This is a genomic window from Aliivibrio fischeri, assembly GCF_009727955.1.
Lineage (GTDB): Bacteria > Pseudomonadota > Gammaproteobacteria > Enterobacterales > Vibrionaceae > Aliivibrio > Aliivibrio fischeri_A.
The window spans coordinates 93,637-110,878 of the sequence record NZ_WOBR01000003.1 but is presented as its reverse complement, the minus strand read 5'-3'; the positions used below and the strand labels follow the sequence as shown (position 1 = coordinate 110,878).

Genomic DNA, 17,242 nt, shown 5'->3' with positions numbered 1-17,242 from the left:
AAGGAATAATTAAATGAATGTTTATACTCAATTTGAAAGTCCATTAGGTCTTGTGACTGCTAACGCGAATGATGATGGCTTACTTGGTGTTTGGTTTGAAAGCCATGAGATGGAATTAAGTGATTTTGGAACGCAAGTAGATGATCATCCTATTCTGAAACTTACCGTTCTTCAGTTACAAGAATATTTTTGTGGTGAACGTCGTGAATTTTCTATTCCGTTAGCGGCTAAAGGAACGGAGTTTCAAAATAAGGTATGGAAAGCACTAACTACAATCCCTTATGGTGAAACGTGGTGTTATAAAGATCTTGCCATTGCGGTAGGTAATCCAAAAGCGTCTCAAGCGGTGGGTGGTGCTAATGGCAAAAATCCTATCTCCATTATTGTTCCCTGCCATCGTGTGATTGGTAAGAATGGTAGCTTAACTGGCTATGCTGGTGGCGTTGATATTAAAGAAAAATTATTGGCATTAGAGTCAAATAAATAGGTATATTGATTTAAGAGCTATAAAGGAAAGGTAAGCAAAAAGGTGGTTTTCTTTCCTTCCGATTGAACGGAAATATCACCGTTATGTAGGTTCACAATTGAGCGTACAATGGTTAGTCCTAAGCCAGCTCCAGTGCTACTTGAATGTTGTCTGGATTTATCTGCTCGATAAAAGCGTTCAAAAATAAAAGGTAAATCTTTATCAGGAATTTCATCACCCATATTCGAGATAGATAGCACGATGTTATTTTGGTTTTCTTCAATCTTAATTTGAATATCGCTATCGGGCGCAGAGTGACGTATAGCGTTAGAGAGTAGGTTATTTGCTACGCGTTGAATCATGGATTTATCGCCCCAAAGAGAGCCATTTCCCGATAGATGAATCGTTACTCCTGTCTCTTCAGAGACAATGCTGTAATACTCGATAATAGGGGAGAAGAGCTGTTTCAGATCTAATTGCATATTGTCTTTTAATAATAAATCATTTTCAGATTTAGCAAGATACAAGGTATCGTTAATGGTTTTATTAATGCGTTCTAATTCTTCTAAGTTTGAAGATAAGATCTCTTGATATTCATAAGGTGTTCTTGGTTGCGATAAGGTGACATGGGTTTGAGTCATCATATTTGAGAGCGGCGTTTTTAACTCATGAGCAATATCGGATGAAAAATCGCTGAGACGTTCAAATCCAAGCTCTAACCTGTCCAGCATTTGGTTTTGTATTTTAGCAAGTTCAATTAACTCATTAGGTAAGTGTTCATCGGATAACCGAATGCTTAACTTATTTGGTTGCACTTGCTTGATGCGATCTTGTAAATATTGCAGAGGTTTAAAGCCCATATTTACGATGATAAAGCTGTAAATGAAAGAGAGGAGACTCGCGATACTAATGGACCATATTAAAATGCCTTTTAGTCTTTTATTGAACTCAATGTGGTGATCAATATTAATTCCAATAAGCAGCCCAGTATAATTATTCTCATTTTCTAGTGGGTAGTAGAGTGTTCTAAATGTACTTCCTGCATAAGTCCATTCGTTGATTTTCTTTGATTGTTTAAACGCACTGTCATTGGGGATCACATTGGTATTTTGTGTCAATGTGCCATTATCATTGGCAATCCAAATATTAATGCCACGACTTTTTAATGAAGCAAAAATTTCGCTGCTGGTGATTCCTTCGTTTTCTAATAAAACAAAAATGGAAGTACGGTTGGCGTTAATTAAGCGAAGATCTTCTTCATAAAAATGAGATTGGACGAGATATTGAATGGCGAAACCTAAGCCAATAAAGACAAATACCGAGGTAGAGAAAAACATTAATGTCAGTTTTAGTTTCATTGATAAGTAATGTTTTTTCATATAATTAGCATTCATCCATTTTATAGCCCATACCGCGAACAGTATGAATTAGTGGCGTGTCGTAGGGCTTATCTATTTTAGCTCTAAGTCGTTTCACCGCGACATCAATGACATTGGTATCACTATCAAAATTCATGTCCCAAATCAGGGAAGCGATTGTTGTTCTTGATAATACTTCCCCTTGTTTACGCATAAACAGTTCGAGTAATGAAAACTCTTTCGCTGTAAGGGTAATGTTGTCTTGGTTTCTTGTTGCGGTTCGTTTTAATAGATCCAGTTGTAAATCAAGTAAGACCAATTGATTTGATAATGAAGCTTGTGATGTTACGGATTTTGCGCGAAGGGCATTTTCAATGCGGGCTTTTAGTTCAGCAAAAGCAAAGGGTTTAATAAGGTAATCATTTGCTCCTAACTCAAACCCTTTTACTCTATCGTCAATTTGATCTTTGGCAGTTAGCATAATGATTGGCGTATTATTTTCACAATTTCGTAGTGTTTGTAGAATTTGCCAACCATTTAGCTTAGGTAACATGACATCTAAGATGATTAAGTCGTATTGATTGGTGGTCGCATTATATAGACCGTCAGCACCATCTTGTGATAGGTCAACAGTATAGCCTGATTCTGTTAACCCCTTTTTTAGGTATTCTCCTGTTTTAGTTTCATCTTCAATAATAAGTAGTTTCATATTCTTACTTCTTTAATGCGTGGAGAATAATCAATGGTTATCAATACAATATAGACGTATCGTTCTTAGATGACACGTTGATTTAAATAAAATAACATAAAAAATTAGTCATTTGAGTTACGTTCTAAATAATGATAACTCGCATGAATTAATCCCGTGTATTGTATTTGCCCTTGCATGTTCATTGTTTCTTGAACGGTAATATAGCTATTATCATCTAAGCTAATGCTTTGCGTTGTTGTTGATTCAAATGATGCGACTTTTAGGGCTTTTTTCAGTTCTTTTGGCGTACTTTTATCTAATTGATTCAATTTTGTTAATGCTTGATTATAAGCCGCTTGTTTTGTTGATAGGTTATCAGTATGAATTACAGTACTGTTACTTTTGCTAATGTAATTACCGCTTGTGATTACTGGATTTGCCATTGCGCTTGAGCTTGCAACAATAATTAGAGTAGTTAAAGCAAGTGATTTGAATGATTTCATAATAGACTCCTTAATGAGCTTTTCTTGTTTAAGTAGGTTCATCATAATCGAGTGATGGTGACAACAAAGGGTCTATTGAATGACATTTTTGTCATCTTTATTTTTGTGTTCCGTCGCTTAATTCAATTCGCTATTGCACTCTTAATTGCTGACGACTAGAATGCGAACGATTTTCATTTAAATGGTAAATAAACGTGTCCCGTATTTTAGTTGTTGATGACGACATTGAGTTATGCAATTTGTTGCAAGAAGTATTACAAGATGAAGGCTATGATGTCGATTGCGTACATTGTGGCGAAAGTGCTCTGGAATTTATTCAAACGCACTCCATAGATCTCGTTTTGCTTGATGTAATGTTACCAAAGCTAGATGGTTACCAAGTGGCTCGCCGTATATGTCAGCGTTTTGCTACCCCTATCCTTATGCTTACGGCTTTAGGCGATGAAGCGTCTATGCTTGATGGATTACAAGCGGGTGCAGATCATTTCATTGCAAAACCTTTTAATGTGCCAGAGTTGCTTGCAAGGATCACTGCGATTTTACGTCGTGTAGGACTTGAACGTCAGCGTCAAAGCTATGTAGGTGCAACAGAAGATTTAGCGGAACAATTCTTACGTTTACCTTTAACTGAAACGGAATCAGAGTTACTGCAATATTTAATTAAAAATACGGACGTTGTCGTATCTAAAGCCGATTTACAAACCAATATTTTGAAAAAAGAGTTATGTCCATTTGATCGTAATTTGGATATGCATATCAGCAATATTCGCCGCAAACTATTGCAATCAGGCTTATCGAAACAGCATATTAAAACGGTTCGCGGACGTGGTTATAGCTTTATCAAAGTGGTTAATGGATAGGCGGAATGACGTTGCTTCGATGGTTTGAGTCGTGTCCCTCTTTTATTTGCAAATATAAAAATGGCCTAGCATTTCGTCTATTTAGTGCTTTTGCTGTGAGTTTATTTTTAATTATCTCTTTGCAGAGCTTGGCCGAAATTGCGTTGATGAAATCTATGCTCCGTATTCCTAGCTCTATTCAGACTAAGATGTTGGATTTGGCCGAGCAGGCAAATATCTTGATCGAAGAAGGGGATATGGATGAGTTAGCGGATTGGGCGAGTGCACAAGAGTACTATTTATTTGTTTTGGACCAAAATAACCGCCCAATTACACACCGCGATATGCATCCTCATTTTGAGTTTAAACTGAAATTTTTACGCCCTTTAAATACGCAATTGGATAATGAAGTTAATCAACCCATTATTGGTATTCCATTAGAAAACGGATTAACTATTGTGATTCAAATGCCGTATCAATATCACCCTGCTAATAATTTTCCTCTTTATTTTGGGATTATTAAGCTAGTTATTTCTGTATTGATATTAGGGTTATTCTCTTGGGTTATTGCACGATATTTACAGCGACCTTTAGATAAGTTGAGAGAGGTTAGTCATAAGCTTGCTCAAGGTGATTTTGACGTAAAGGTGAGTGACGAAATTGGAAATTCGGTTCGAGAGTTCAGTGAATTAGCTCATGATTTTGATAACATGACGCATGAAATTCACTCGCTAGCAGAAAAGCAACAGCGACTTATTCGTGATGTTTCGCATGAGTTAAGAACCCCATTAGCTCGGCATAATCTTGCGCTTCATTTATTAAAAAAGAAGGTTGATCCTGATTATATTCACTTAGTTAACCGTTTGGAAAATGAATCTAATGAGATGAATGATTTAGTTGGAGAAATCTTAGAATTTAGTCGATTAGAGAATTCTCGCTATAACACCAAGCTAGAACTTGTATTACTTGAAAGTTGTATCTCCGCACAAGTGATTCAAAGCCGCATGGATTTAGGACCGACACAATGTTTGGATTTTATCTGCTCTAAAGAAGCTCCAGTTGTTCATGCTGAACCTCGCTTAGTAACTCGAGTGGTTAAAAACTTAATCACAAATGCGATTAAGTACGCTGGCGATAATGCGCTTATTCAAGTTGTTATCACAGAATATCGGAGCAATGAGAAAAATCACGTTGCAATTATTGTTGAAGATAATGGACCGGGCATACCAGAAGATCAGCTTTTAAATATATTCTCACCATTCACACGTCTAGAGTCCGCCAGAGATAAGCAATCTGGTGGGTATGGACTTGGTTTAGCCATTGTCAAAGAATCGATGTCCGTAATGAAAGGCCAAGTTGTTGCAGAAAACCGTAAACAAGGCGGTTTAAGAGTATCGTTGTTGTTTCCTGTTTAAAAAATACAGACTCTAGCATTAATAAAAAAGGTCAATTTTGTAAAATCAGAATTGGCCTTTTTTTGTAATATCCATCAATAATATATATTAAATAAATATATTTCACGGATATCTAATATTATTTTGTTATTGTTTTCGTAAGAGGGTTTTCATGATGATTATGCTAGTTGTTGCATTTAAAACTTAATGTATACTGCGCCGGATTATTTGGCTAGTGTATATTTTAGGTAAAATTTTGTTTAGAAAATTGTTAATTACTTTGTGCGGTGTTATTTTTTGTAATATGGCCGTGGCGTCTTCTAATATAAAGACATCATCAGAACTTTCATTATCAACTTCTTCTATTTATGATTTTTTGGAACGTGATGAATCTTGGTTTGCAATTAAAGATATTGCAGAGAAGAAAAACATTAATTCTGTAACTATCTACTTTCAAGGAAAGATTGATAATAACGTAACTCAAAGTCAAGTTGATGATATCAATGCGTTATTAACCACGAAGATGCAAGAATCAGGTTTATTGGTTCGTGATTGTCTTGAGTGTAATAAGACTCGACTTCATTTAACAAAAACATCCATTAAATATCAACGTGGACTTGAAAGTAATAAAGAGTTGCGTTTATTAGGTAAAGAAATTCAATCTGATGCATTTTTAATGTGGCGAATGGGTCTAAGTGATTCTTCTCAAAATATTACCCTTTCTTTAGTTCAGGTCGAAAATAACGAAACGATTTGGGCTGATGGTTATTTAATGACTAAAAAGGAAGAAGAAATTAAGAAGGAATTAAACCCACATCAATTTGGATTTGCGATGAGTTATATTGACTTAAGTGGTGATGCTAAAGTTAATGGAGAAAGCCATGATGCTTTTAATAATGTAACTGATTTTAGTCTTCGTTATTACACTCGTCATTTACCTAGTGAACGTTTGCATTTTGCTGTTATTGCAAATTACTTCCAAAATTCTGATAGAAATAACTTATTCAATGTTGAAGGTGGTGGTATTGAAGGGCGTGTTTTATACACCTTAACTCCTTCTTGGCCAGCTCCTAGTGTATATATCAGTGCTGGTTCTCAATTCGTTGAAGGCAAGAACAGTTTCGCTATGCGTTCAGGTGTTGAATTTGCCTATATGAAGAATGGTTTTTTTGATATCGGTGTTGCTTATATTGAAAAGAACTCTTACAAGAGTAAGCACCAAGGTGATGTTGTGACTGGCAAGTTTGGCGGTGCAGCTGTTGATTTTACTATTGGTTTTCGTTTCTAAGGGGCTGTTATGAAAAAGCGTATCTTATTTGTTTCAGCCATTACTACTCAATGCATGATGACTTCAATCGCATTGGCTAATGATATTACATCTCAGCAAACAGTAGAGAATATTCCTTTTGAAAAGAATCAATTATCTATCCGATTGAATGGAGAGCAATATCGTTCGGCGTTTCAAATTGACTTGTCTGATCCAAATTTGATTTTGACTATTGATACTGATCTTATTCCTGAGGAAGACATTGATGCTTTGTTACCTGAATTAAATGATTCAGAAGAAGCTCAAGTTTCGGCATTTAATGAGCCTAAATCATTAGCTTTACGTGTAGAAGCAAAAGAGAAAGCGGCTAATGGTGATTTTGTGGGAGCCCTTGCTTTATTAAATGAAGCCGAAGTGCTAACAGAAAACCCTGCAAAAGTTCTGTCAATGAAAGGCAGTGTTCACTACAAGTTGAATCAAGTTGAATTGGCGATAGTGTCATGGAAAAAAGCATTAGAACTTGATCCATCACTTACAGAAGTCTCTGACATTATTAAATGGTTGGAAAAATAAGAATGAAATCGTGTATTCGTTTTGTATGCATTAGCTTTTTATTTATTACCTCAATTGTATTCGCACAAACGTCGTTGCAGTTGGACCAAATGTCTTTTACTGCGGAGTTAGAGCAACGACTTAACAGCGACATTGAACGAATCGCGGGTAAGAATATACATGTGCTTTCTATTCAAGCTGAGTTTATTCGTGAGGAGGTTGATGCTTTAACATCTAAACCGACAGTTGTTAAACAACAACCAGAAGTAAAAACCGCTATTATTGATGATGCTCCAGAACTTCCTGGCTTAGCGGGTATGTCTGCTTTTAATCAGAATACTGCTGCAAAAGTGTCGACGCCAAGTGAGGAAGTAGAGCAGCAAGAAGGTGTGTTAGGTAATGAACAAGCACCTAAAACGGAGAAAATGATCCGTTCTTTATCAACTACATTATTATTAGATAATAGTGTGGATAAAGATACAGAGTTGCTTATTCGAAATCTGTTACTTGAGAAGTTGGAATACAACCCAATGAGAGGGGATCGTCTTGAGATTATTCGGATGGATATGGTTCCTGTATCAGAAGTAACGGGATCATTTATCGCACAATATTGGTGGGTGTTGGTTCTATTATTACTATTAGTTATTGGTTACTTACTTGCACGTAATCGTAAAGTACCTACAAAAGAAGTGGGTGTTAATGAAGTGAGTTCATTACCTCCAACGCCTGAGCAATTGTTAGATACGAAAAAAGGCGAACTGAAAGCGTGTCGACAACAATTGGTTAAGTACAGTTTGAGTGAACCTCAAAAAGTAGATGCGGTACTTCGTCGTTTAAGTTTGAATGAACAAAATATCCCTATGTTCGCTTCTTGTTATCAGGAACTAGGACGTTCGTTATTTACTTCAATGTTTCCTGCGTTAAATGAACATATTCCAGCGTATTTGAAGTATTTAGAAACGAACCCTGCTGATTATGACCGCTTGGTGAGAGATCTAACGGATTTACATTATTTATTAGTTGATGCGGTTTCTTCTGAGCAATTTGAACATCGCAGTCGACCATTTTCGTTTTTAGATAAGTTGAGTATTAATCAAATTCGTTGGGTATTAGATGATGAGCCATTGCGCATTAAAGCATTAGTCTTAAGCCAATTACCATCAGAAAGCTCAGCTAAGTTCTTATCAACGTTTACGGCTGAAGAGCAAGCATTAATAGCAATAGAGATAGTTCAGTTTGATTCCATGCCAATGGCGACATTTGGTGAGATTGCCTCATCACTTGCTGCTAAAGCTCAGTCGGTACCTGATTTTGAAACTGTAAGAACCGATGGTAATCAAATGTTGATGTCGTTACTTGATGGAATGAATTTACGTCAGCAAAACGATTTGTTAGATCAGCTAAAAGTGTCTTCACCAGAAGCGTACTTAAATCTACGTAAGGTGTACTACATTTTTGATGACGTGCTTAGAACGTCAACGGTCATTTTAAGCAATATATTACGCAGTATGAATCCTGAAATTTTAGCATTAGCGTTGACTAATTTAGACGATGAACAAGTCGCAGTCATTCTTTCAGGGTTCCCTGAACGTATGATTGAAATGATCAAAGCTGAAATGACTCGTTGTAAAGATGCATCATATGATGAGCAAAACTCGGCAAAACAACAAGTTGTGATGTTAATGCGTCAAGCTATTGAAAATAAACAATTTACAATGAATGAATTGGAGTCTGTAGCATGATCTCATTCAGTACTATTACCGGCTTGTTGATGGCGTTTGGTGTGTTAATTGGTGCCGTAACAATGAGTACCGATAAATACATGTTATTTGTGAGTTTATCGAGTTTTCTTATTGTACTAGGTGGAACATTAACTGCGGCGTTAATCAGTTATTCATACCCACTTATTTTGTCTTCGTTTAAAGGTTTACTTGTTAACTTGCTTGATGAGAAAAACGTGACGAAGTTTAAACATGCATCAATAAAAAGAACGGTCGAGTGGAATCAGATTTTTCGATCTAGTGGTATGTCAGGTTTAGAAAATTCATTGAATGATAATGAAAAAAATGATCCATTTATCCGTTTAGGTGTCGAACTTATCGGTACTGGTTATAAAGGTGAAGAGCTTAAAAAATTATTAGATGAAAGCAATCATAGCCAATATAAACAAGAAATGACTCAAGCCGAGGTTTTAAACTCAATGGGTACCTATGCACCAGGCTTTGGAATGATAGGTACATTGATTGGTTTGATCATTATGCTTGATAATTTAAATGGTGATATGGCTGCTCTAGGTAATGGTTTAGCTGTTGCTTTATTAACGACACTTTATGGGATTTTATTGGCTCAGGTGTTTTTCAAACCTGCAGCGATTCGTATTAGTCGTCGAGTAAATACCAATTTTGATAATCGTGAAATGCAAATTAATGCGTTTGTGTTAATGACAGAAAAACGTCCTGATTTGTACTTACAAGATTCAATGAATGTACATTTGCCGTTTAAGAAAAGGTTAGCGTCTTAAATGAATAGAGCAAGACCCAAAGTTGAGTTGAAAGACGACAATGATTGGATGATGACATACAGTGACGCTATCACATTATTATTGGCTTTTTTTGTTCTAATTGTTGCCGTCTCTCAAGTGAATGAAGGCAAGTTAGAAGAGCTAAAAGATGGATGGGGAAAAGTGGTTGATACTGCAGCTCATCTGCCTATGCAAGAGTTAACCGCCGATATTCAGGAGATAGTGGAGCAGAAGAATTTGGATTCTGTGGTAGTGACTGCTGTCACCGATGGTATACGAATTGATCTTGATAGTGAAAACTTGTACGACTCAGGCTCTGCGTCTTTAAAGCCTGAAGGTAAAGCTCTTATTTCCGAATTCGCAGAAGCAATGAAAGAAGTAGATTTGAACGGTCGCTCTATTATCGTTGAAGGGCATAGTGATGATTTACCTATTCATACCAAACAGTTTGATAGTAACTGGGAGCTTTCTGGAGCAAGAGCTATAGAAGTGACTAAGCAATTGATCAAATTTAATGTGGATAAATCACAATTAAGAGCGGTGGCGTATGCGGATGCACAACCTCGAGCGGACAAAGCGTTACCGATAGAACAACAGCGTCAATTAAATCGACGTGTTGTGATTTATATTAAAAGAAATTAAAACAACAATAGCTGGCTAGCTGTAAATAAAGTAAAGCGCTCTAAATATAGAGCGCTTTTTTTATAAGAAATGAATGCTTATCACATCCTATGAATTATATAAGATTACCCATTCATTGGTGGAGTAAACGCTGTAAGTGTTGGTGCAACACCTGTGAATTTTTCAATTTTCACTACACCTGAGTTACCGCAGTTGCCATTACCTAAACGAGACGTTGGAATATCCATTGTTAATACGTTTGGACCACCGTTTTTACACATACCTGTTTTCGGGTCTAAATCAGGCCATGCACCTTCGTGGATACATACACTGCCTTTTTTAATACCATCAGAAACATGTGCACCAACCAAAACTTGACCACGTTGGTTGTAAGCGCGAACTAAATCACCATCTTTAATACCACGAGCTTTTGCATCTTCTGGGTGAATCGTAATAGGCTCACGATCTTGGATTGCATACTCTTTACGAAGATCAGCATAGTTAAATTGACTATGTAAGCGATGTGCAGAGTGCGACGTCATTAATTGAAGTTCGCCATCTGTGTAGTTAAACATCCACTCCGTTGGCTCCATCCATACTGGGTGTGGAGGGCAATCATCTAACTTAAAGCCTTCGATGGTTTTTGAGAAGATCTCAATTTTACCACTTGGTGTGCCTAGTGGGTTCATGATTGGATCTTTACGGAAGTCACCAAAACGAACAAACTCAGCGTTCTTCGCATTCCATTTCATTTCGATAAGTTGGTTCGCTTCCCAGAACTTAGTAAAGTTCATCATAGGAATACGTGCATTACGCCCACCTTGTTGTGCTGCTTTATAGAAATCACGAAGCCATTCCATCTCCGTTTTGTTTTCCATATACACATTACGACCACCTGGTTTTAAATGTTCAGCCATATCTGCGAAAACATCTAAGTCATTACGTGCTTCATGTTGTGGCTCGACAACTTGCTTCATTGGAACAAGATGTTGGTTAGAGTAATCACCAGTCATCGTCATATCATTACGCTCGAATGAGGTAGTGATTGGAAGAACGATATCCGCGTGTTTAGCTGCTGCTGTCCAGTACGGTTCAGAAATAACGATCAGTTCAGGTTTTTGCCATGCTTTGATCAGACGGTTGGTATCTTGGTGGTGAGTAAAGTTAGCGCCACCTGCCCACCAGATCATTTTTAACTCAGGGAAGGTTAATGTATGACCATTGTGTTGATATTGTGTCCCTGGTTTTTCTAAACATTCAACAATACGAGCAACAGGGAAAGCGGTTACAGAACCTTGAACTGCCCAGTCGTTGCCTGCCGATGAGCCACCGCCTAATGACGCTGACATTGCTGGTAATACACCAGCATCACGTGTTGGATTACCGCCATTAGAGTAGTGGTATGAGTAACCAAAACCACCGCCCGGTAGGCCGACTTGACCAAGCATAGAAGCAAGAACGGTTAACATCCAGTGGCGTTGTTCACCATGTTGTTGACGTTGCATACCCCAACCAGCCATAAGCATAGTGCGGTTTTCTTTGAAGATCTTAGCCAGCAGCTCCATCTGTTTTGCTGGTACGCCACAAATCGCTTCTGCCCATTGTGGTGATTTCTCAATACCATCTTCTTTACCCATTAGGTATGCTTCAAATTGTTCAAAGCCTACTGTGTATTTAGCAAGGAATTCAGTATCGTGCTGTTGTGTTTTGACTAATTGATGAGCAATACCCATCATCATTGCCACATCTGATTGCGGGTTAGGAGCAATCCATTGTGCATTATCACCAAAGAATTCAGCGGTTTCTGAACGCATTGGGTCAATAATGATGATGGTTTTTCCTGATTTTTTCAGTTGATGGAAAAACTCAAGGCCTTGCCCGTCTGTTGAAGACCATGCAATTTTTAGTGTGTTTAATGGGTTTAGACCCCATAACACAACCACTTCACTGTTTTCTAAAATAACAGGATAAGTAGTTTGTTGTTCATACACTTCGATAGAGCCAACAACGTGCGGCATGATAACTTGAGCTGCACCTGTTGAGTAATCGCCTAAGTGACCAGCATAACCACCAGACATACTCATGTAACGTTGCAGTAGCGTTTGTGCTTTATGTAAAACACCACTTGAACGCCAACCGTAAGAGCCGGCAAAAATAGATTCAGGCCCGTTTTCTTTACGAATACGCATATGCTGTTCGTGAATTAGTTTGTATGCGTCATCCCATGAAACACGTACAAATTCATCATTACCACGAACGCCTTGAGGGTCGCTTGGGTTTTCTAAGTAACCTTTTCGAACCATTGGGTATTTTACACGAGCTTTTGTATAAACTTGTGATGGCCCCGTCTGTTGTAAGCTATTTGGTACGGTTTGAGCTAAACCACTTTTAGTTGATAGCAGCTCGCCATCCTTTACCTCACAAAGTAATGGGCCCATACGACCAGCAGTTAAAACCAATGAATCTGTGCGACCAGCAGTAGCGGCATTAACAGATAAAGGAGCGATAGACGTAATCGCTAGTGCACCTGCTGATGCACCTGCGCCTTTTAAAAAGCCGCGACGAGAAATGTTAGTCATAGTCACTCTCTCTTATTTATGATTAGCCACGTCTTTAGCGTGGTTTTGGAAGAATTTAGTTAGGATTTCAAGGTTCAGTGCTGAAATATCAGTACGTGCACCCATACTTTTAGCCACAGGACCCCAAGAGTTCACTGTGAAGTGATTTGCTGGAATTTTGGCATGACATGTTGAACAGTACACATTATCAAGCTCTTCAGCGTAATCCCATAAAGGTTGGTTTGAAGCTAGAACAGGTGCATCGATTGTGCCTGTTAACTCGGCGCTGCGCCATTCATTGCCGTAAGCATCGGTAGTTGCTTCACCTAGAGTTAATGCTTTAATGCCTTTTTCTGTTAGCGTCGCGATGATTGAACGTTGGCCTTCACCCATGTAAATAACTGATTCAGCTCCTTTCATTTGGAAGCCTGAAACTGTTACTGTACGAGTTTCATCTTTTGCGCTTACTGTTGTAAGTTCAACCGTTGGGTTGATGATGGCAAGATCAGACATCTTAATATTTTCAATAGGGTAAACCTTTTCAGCATCAAGCTTTGTGTTTTTCGCCATATCAAATAAATGATCAAATGCAGACGTATCTAACTTAGCTTGAGGAGCAAAGTGAGCAACACCTTTGTGACAGTCAATACAGGTTTGGTTGTTTTCTTGTCCATAAACATGCATTTTCTGTGCGCTTACTGATTGGTCATAGGTTTCCATTGCATCAAAACTATGACAAGAACGACATGTCGCTGAATCATTTTCACGCATTTGTTCCCACACCGTTTCAGCCATAGCTAAACGATGCTCTTCGTATTTTTCATCCGTATCAATTTTACCCGTAACGAATTCATGATAGATGTCTTTAGAGGCACGGATTTTAGTAATTAGGTAATCAATTGGTTCTTGAGGAATGTGACAGTCTGCACATTCAGCACGAATGCCTTTTTGGTTACTAAAATGAACGGAGCCTTGATATTCATGCAGTGGTTTTTCCATCGTGTGGCATGAAACACAAAATTCAGTACTAGAAGTGGCGTGAAGAACTGCTTGTGTACCACCAAAGGTTAACCAACCAATGGCAATACCGATAGCAGCGATTAAAGCGATATAGCGTTTGTTCATAATAATGATCCTTAATTTAGCCACATTCTATGTGTGGTCAATCGCAATGTTACCACTTTGGGGTTAGCGGTATATAAGTAAAAAATAAAATATTTCAAAAAATGTAATCTAATGCTCAAAAATGAGAGTTCTATTAATAAGCTGTTTTATATTTCGTTGCCATACTCATGAAAATCTGTTCATTAATTGTTGAACCTTCAGTTTGATTTTGTTGAAAAATATTTTTTATGCGTAACGCCATCTTTACCTTTCTTTACGAATGCAAAGAATGTAAATTTAATGCAAATGGTAACAATTATCATTTATATTCCATCTCAGATTTTTATCACCCGTTTAATAAATAAAAAGATTTGGAGATAATGGAATATGTTTTCTAAAAGTCAGTTAGCTCTTGTTATTAGCGCCGTTTTATCAACGCCTTTTGCTTACGCTGAAACAGATGCATCAACAACTGATGAGCACATGGTTGTTACTGGTCGTGACTATGGTTACAAGGCAGATACAAATTCAAGCTCCATGCGAATGGAGGCAACTCAATTAGAAACTCCAGGACAAGTGAGTGTTATTGATGAGCAACTTATTGATGAACAACGTGCCAGTACGCTTGGTGAAGTTCTAAAGAATGATGCAAGTATCGGTGCTGGTGCAACTACACGTAACCGTGAGCAATTTACATTGCGCGGCTTTTCACTAAGCAGTAGCTCTGGTTTCTTACGTGATGGAAAACAACATTGGTCTCATTATCGTCAACCAATTGAATTATTAGAGCGTGTTGAGATACTAAAAGGTCCTTCAGGTCTGTTATATGGCCAGTCAGCTCCGGGTGGCTTGGTTAATATGGTTGCTAAAAAACCGACCTATGAAACTCAAGTGAGTGTGAGTCAAGATCTAGGCTCAAATAATGATTCTCGAACAACTGCGGATGTAAGTGGTGCATTGAATGATGACCAAACATTACGTGGTCGTGCCATTGTATCAAAGCAAACTTACAACTCATGGCGTCAATACAGTGATGGAACGGTGCCTTCTACAGAGCGTTTTGTAGGTGGTTTATTCTTAGATTATGACATCAATGATGATATCACTGTGTCATTCCATTATGACCGTACAATTGATGAAGGTAGCGTGGATTCTGGTGCTTACATTAAAGATGGCAAAACGGTTGTTAATGATAAATACATTTGGGATGCTCAGTGGTCAAAAATCGAAAATGATGTAGAAAACATTGGTGTTGATGTTACTGCAAATTTAACTGATGTATGGCGCATTAACGCAAGCTTTAATCATCAAGATTTTAATCGTCATGACGTAGAGAGCTTCCCTAAAGAAGAAACTTATAATCCAGCAACGGGTGAATACGTTCAAGGCGGTAGTGATCGTAAAGATAACTGGGTATTTAAAACAGCAAGCATTGATTTAATCGGTGAATTTGATGCGTTAGGCGTAAGCCATCAAATGCTATTTGGTAGTAACTGGTTAGGTTATCGTTATGACCGTTTAGAGTATTCATTTAATAGTTCTGTCGGCCAAGTTGGCGAGCCAGCTCCCGCTCCAGAGCGTAATCCAAATAAAGACCCTAGAGATACAACATCTAAGTACGATACATGGGGTTTTTATGCTCAGGATATGATTACGTTTAATGATCAATGGCAAGCATTAGTTGGTGTTCGTTTAGATCGCCAAGTTGAGGAAGGTTTAGCAGAAGAAGCGGTATCACCTAAGTTTGCTGTAATTTATCATCCGATGGACATTGGTTCTATCTATGCAACGTATTCTGAAAGCTTTGAAATGCAAGGTGAAGTATCAGGCAGTGAATACGTGAATGACGGTCAAAAATTGGACCCTTTACGTGGCAAGCTGTATGAGCTAGGTACTAAATGGGAATTAATGGATAACCAGCTGTTTGTATCTGGTGCTGTATTTGATATTACCCAAGAAAACTCAACGATTGATGTTGATTTAGGTGGTGGTAAGAAAGAGAAAACACAATCAGGTGAACGTGTTCACCGTGGTGTCGAGTTAGCGATGCAAGGCTTTATTACTGAGCAGTTATCAATGAGCGGTTCAGCGACATATCTAGATGCTGAATATGCGAAAGATGAAAAGTATGAAGGTAACCGTCCTGCGGATGTGCCTGAATATACTGCAAGTGTATGGACTCGCTATGCATTTACTAATAGTACCGATGCAAACTTAGGCGCTATTTATGTTGGTGAGCGTTACGGTGATGCAGCGAATACCTTTAAAAAAGATGGCTATGCACGTTTCGATTTAGGGTTATCTCATACCATCAAATATGACCAAGATTTAACCTTTGTCGCTCGTTTTAATGTTGAAAACTTGTTTGATACTGACTACTTAGCAGGTGGTGGTTCAACTGGTAAGAATGGTTACGCAACCGATGGGGCATCGAATGTTGTTATTGGTGAAGGCCGAAACTACATGGCGACACTGCAAGTTAAATACTAATTTATTGTAATAAAAATAAGGGAGGCTTCGGTCTCCCTTTAGTGCGTTTATTTGAATACAAATTTTTAAGAGCTCGTTCTTAAAAATAAACAGTTAAGAAATTGATAAATATGAATATTCTAAAAATCAGTATCGGTATTGCATTAGCAACCGTGATCACAACCGCTCAGGCAACTGCGCTTGATCAAGCACGAGTAATTGAAAATAAATCAAATACTTCTTCAGCGATAAGTCAGAAGAAAATCGATAAAAGTGCAGAAGCGACGTTAGCTTATAAAGCCGAAATTGAGCAGCTCCAAGAAGAAGTAAAAAACTTGGCAGTATATCGTGATCATTTAACAGGTTTAGTGAATAGTCAGCAGCAAGAGATGGTAAGTTTAAATGACCAAATTGAGACCATTAAAGAGACCAGACAAGGTGTTGTTCCTTTAATGTATAAGATGTTATCTGGTTTATCGACAGTAGTTGAACAAGATCAGCCAATTAAAACGGAAGAGCGTTTACATCGCATTGCCAAGCTTGAACATATGATGACTAGAGCGGACGTAAGTGATGCTGAAAAATATCGTCGACTCCTCGAAGCCTACCAGATCGAAATGGATTACGGCACAAAGCTAGGTACATACCAAACACAGATCATTGTTGAAAATAATGAACAAATAGATGCAGATATGCTGCATTTAGGACGCGTATCTTTACTCGCTCGTCGTCTTGATGCTTCTCAATATTGGAGTTGGAATACGTACACCAATCAATGGGAGGCTCTGGATTCTGAGTTTAATGATGATTTAGCGAAAGCCTATTCAGTCGCTTATAAACAAGTTGCCCCAAGCTTATTGACTCTACCTGTATCTTTATCACTAAAAGAGGTGAAATAA

The 17,242-nt window shown here is 37.9% G+C and carries 15 protein-coding genes; 10 read left to right on the top strand and 5 right to left on the bottom strand.

Annotated features, from left to right (window positions below; all coding sequences use genetic code 11):
• Positions 1-13 precede the first annotated feature (13 nt).
• A complete protein-coding gene (locus tag GNP81_RS02330) occupies positions 14-487 on the top strand; it encodes a methylated-DNA--[protein]-cysteine S-methyltransferase (protein ID WP_155670437.1) in 474 nt (157 codons plus the stop codon).
• A 17-nt stretch (positions 488-504) separates the two neighbouring features.
• Here the strand turns inward: GNP81_RS02330 and GNP81_RS02325 are convergent, their stop codons facing one another.
• The 3 genes from GNP81_RS02325 to GNP81_RS02315 all read right to left on the bottom strand — a co-directional run bounded on the left by GNP81_RS02325 (position 505) and on the right by GNP81_RS02315 (position 3,018).
• Positions 505-1,845, bottom strand: a complete 1,341-nt coding sequence (locus tag GNP81_RS02325) for a heavy metal sensor histidine kinase (RefSeq protein WP_155670439.1) — start codon at positions 1,843-1,845, stop codon at positions 505-507.
• A gap of 4 nt (positions 1,846-1,849) precedes the next feature.
• Positions 1,850-2,533: a heavy metal response regulator transcription factor gene (locus tag GNP81_RS02320; RefSeq protein WP_155670441.1), complete on the bottom strand. Its 684-nt coding sequence runs from the start codon at positions 2,531-2,533 to the stop codon at positions 1,850-1,852.
• 104 nt (positions 2,534-2,637) lie between these two features.
• Positions 2,638-3,018 carry a DUF3316 domain-containing protein gene (locus GNP81_RS02315; RefSeq protein ID WP_196587386.1) on the bottom strand — a complete coding sequence of 127 codons (381 nt, stop codon included), beginning with the start codon at positions 3,016-3,018 and terminating at the stop codon, positions 2,638-2,640.
• 194 nt (positions 3,019-3,212) lie between these two features.
• Here GNP81_RS02315 and GNP81_RS02310 point away from each other — a divergent pair, with 194 nt between their 5' ends.
• The 7 genes from GNP81_RS02310 (at position 3,213) to GNP81_RS02280 (ending at position 10,233) form a co-directional block, all read left to right on the top strand.
• Positions 3,213-3,878 carry a response regulator transcription factor gene (locus tag GNP81_RS02310; RefSeq protein WP_005421996.1) on the top strand — a complete coding sequence of 222 codons (666 nt, stop codon included), beginning with the start codon at positions 3,213-3,215 and terminating at the stop codon, positions 3,876-3,878.
• Between the two features lie 5 nt (positions 3,879-3,883).
• Complete coding sequence (locus GNP81_RS02305) at positions 3,884-5,272, top strand: sensor histidine kinase (protein ID WP_155670445.1); 1,389 nt, start codon at positions 3,884-3,886, stop codon at positions 5,270-5,272.
• A 235-nt stretch (positions 5,273-5,507) separates the two neighbouring features.
• Positions 5,508-6,539 carry a hypothetical protein gene (locus GNP81_RS02300; protein WP_155674087.1) on the top strand — a complete coding sequence of 344 codons (1,032 nt, stop codon included), beginning with the start codon at positions 5,508-5,510 and terminating at the stop codon, positions 6,537-6,539.
• Between the two features lie 9 nt (positions 6,540-6,548).
• Entirely contained in the window at positions 6,549-7,091 is a 543-nt protein-coding gene (locus GNP81_RS02295; protein ID WP_155670449.1) for a tetratricopeptide repeat protein, read from the top strand.
• 2 nt (positions 7,092-7,093) lie between these two features.
• Complete coding sequence (locus GNP81_RS02290; protein WP_236781414.1) at positions 7,094-8,812, top strand: FliG C-terminal domain-containing protein; 1,719 nt, start codon at positions 7,094-7,096, stop codon at positions 8,810-8,812.
• Positions 8,809-9,591 (top strand): motility protein A, encoded by a 783-nt coding sequence (locus tag GNP81_RS02285; RefSeq protein ID WP_012535354.1) that lies wholly within the window; start codon positions 8,809-8,811, stop codon positions 9,589-9,591. The genes GNP81_RS02290 and GNP81_RS02285 overlap by 4 nt, the downstream gene beginning before the upstream one ends.
• Complete coding sequence (locus GNP81_RS02280; protein ID WP_155670453.1) at positions 9,592-10,233, top strand: OmpA/MotB family protein; 642 nt, start codon at positions 9,592-9,594, stop codon at positions 10,231-10,233.
• Positions 10,234-10,337: 104 nt separating this feature from the next.
• On the opposite strand, the gene GNP81_RS02275 is transcribed toward GNP81_RS02280, so the two are convergent.
• Complete coding sequence (locus GNP81_RS02275) at positions 10,338-12,791, bottom strand: molybdopterin guanine dinucleotide-containing S/N-oxide reductase (protein WP_155674085.1); 2,454 nt, start codon at positions 12,789-12,791, stop codon at positions 10,338-10,340.
• A 12-nt stretch (positions 12,792-12,803) separates the two neighbouring features.
• The gene (locus GNP81_RS02270) at positions 12,804-13,901 is read right to left on the bottom strand and encodes a NapC/NirT family cytochrome c (protein ID WP_336495475.1); all 1,098 of its coding nucleotides are present in this window, start codon (positions 13,899-13,901) and stop codon (positions 12,804-12,806) included.
• A 360-nt stretch (positions 13,902-14,261) separates the two neighbouring features.
• Between GNP81_RS02270 and GNP81_RS02265 the strand changes: the two genes are divergently transcribed.
• Complete coding sequence (locus GNP81_RS02265; protein ID WP_155674084.1) at positions 14,262-16,364, top strand: TonB-dependent siderophore receptor; 2,103 nt, start codon at positions 14,262-14,264, stop codon at positions 16,362-16,364.
• A gap of 110 nt (positions 16,365-16,474) precedes the next feature.
• Positions 16,475-17,242: a DUF3450 domain-containing protein gene (locus tag GNP81_RS02260; protein ID WP_155670461.1), complete on the top strand. Its 768-nt coding sequence runs from the start codon at positions 16,475-16,477 to the stop codon at positions 17,240-17,242.

Bases quoted from the DNA above. Each gene is read 5' to 3' on its own strand.
- GNP81_RS02295 (WP_155670449.1), top strand. From the start codon at position 6,549: ATGAAAAAGCGTATCTTATTTGTTTCAGCCATTACTACTCAATGCATG.
- GNP81_RS02320 (WP_155670441.1), bottom strand. From the start codon at position 2,533: ATGAAACTACTTATTATTGAAGATGAAACTAAAACAGGAGAATACCTA.
- GNP81_RS02275 (WP_155674085.1), bottom strand. From the start codon at position 12,791: ATGACTAACATTTCTCGTCGCGGCTTTTTAAAAGGCGCAGGTGCATCA.
- GNP81_RS02325 (WP_155670439.1), bottom strand. From the start codon at position 1,845: ATGAAAAAACATTACTTATCAATGAAACTAAAACTGACATTAATGTTT.
- GNP81_RS02260 (WP_155670461.1), top strand. From the start codon at position 16,475: ATGAATATTCTAAAAATCAGTATCGGTATTGCATTAGCAACCGTGATC.
- GNP81_RS02330 (WP_155670437.1), top strand. From the start codon at position 14: ATGAATGTTTATACTCAATTTGAAAGTCCATTAGGTCTTGTGACTGCT.
- GNP81_RS02265 (WP_155674084.1), top strand. From the start codon at position 14,262: ATGTTTTCTAAAAGTCAGTTAGCTCTTGTTATTAGCGCCGTTTTATCA.
- GNP81_RS02315 (WP_196587386.1), bottom strand. From the start codon at position 3,018: ATGAAATCATTCAAATCACTTGCTTTAACTACTCTAATTATTGTTGCA.
- GNP81_RS02285 (WP_012535354.1), top strand. From the start codon at position 8,809: ATGATCTCATTCAGTACTATTACCGGCTTGTTGATGGCGTTTGGTGTG.
- GNP81_RS02290 (WP_236781414.1), top strand. From the start codon at position 7,094: ATGAAATCGTGTATTCGTTTTGTATGCATTAGCTTTTTATTTATTACC.
- GNP81_RS02280 (WP_155670453.1), top strand. From the start codon at position 9,592: ATGAATAGAGCAAGACCCAAAGTTGAGTTGAAAGACGACAATGATTGG.
- GNP81_RS02305 (WP_155670445.1), top strand. From the start codon at position 3,884: ATGACGTTGCTTCGATGGTTTGAGTCGTGTCCCTCTTTTATTTGCAAA.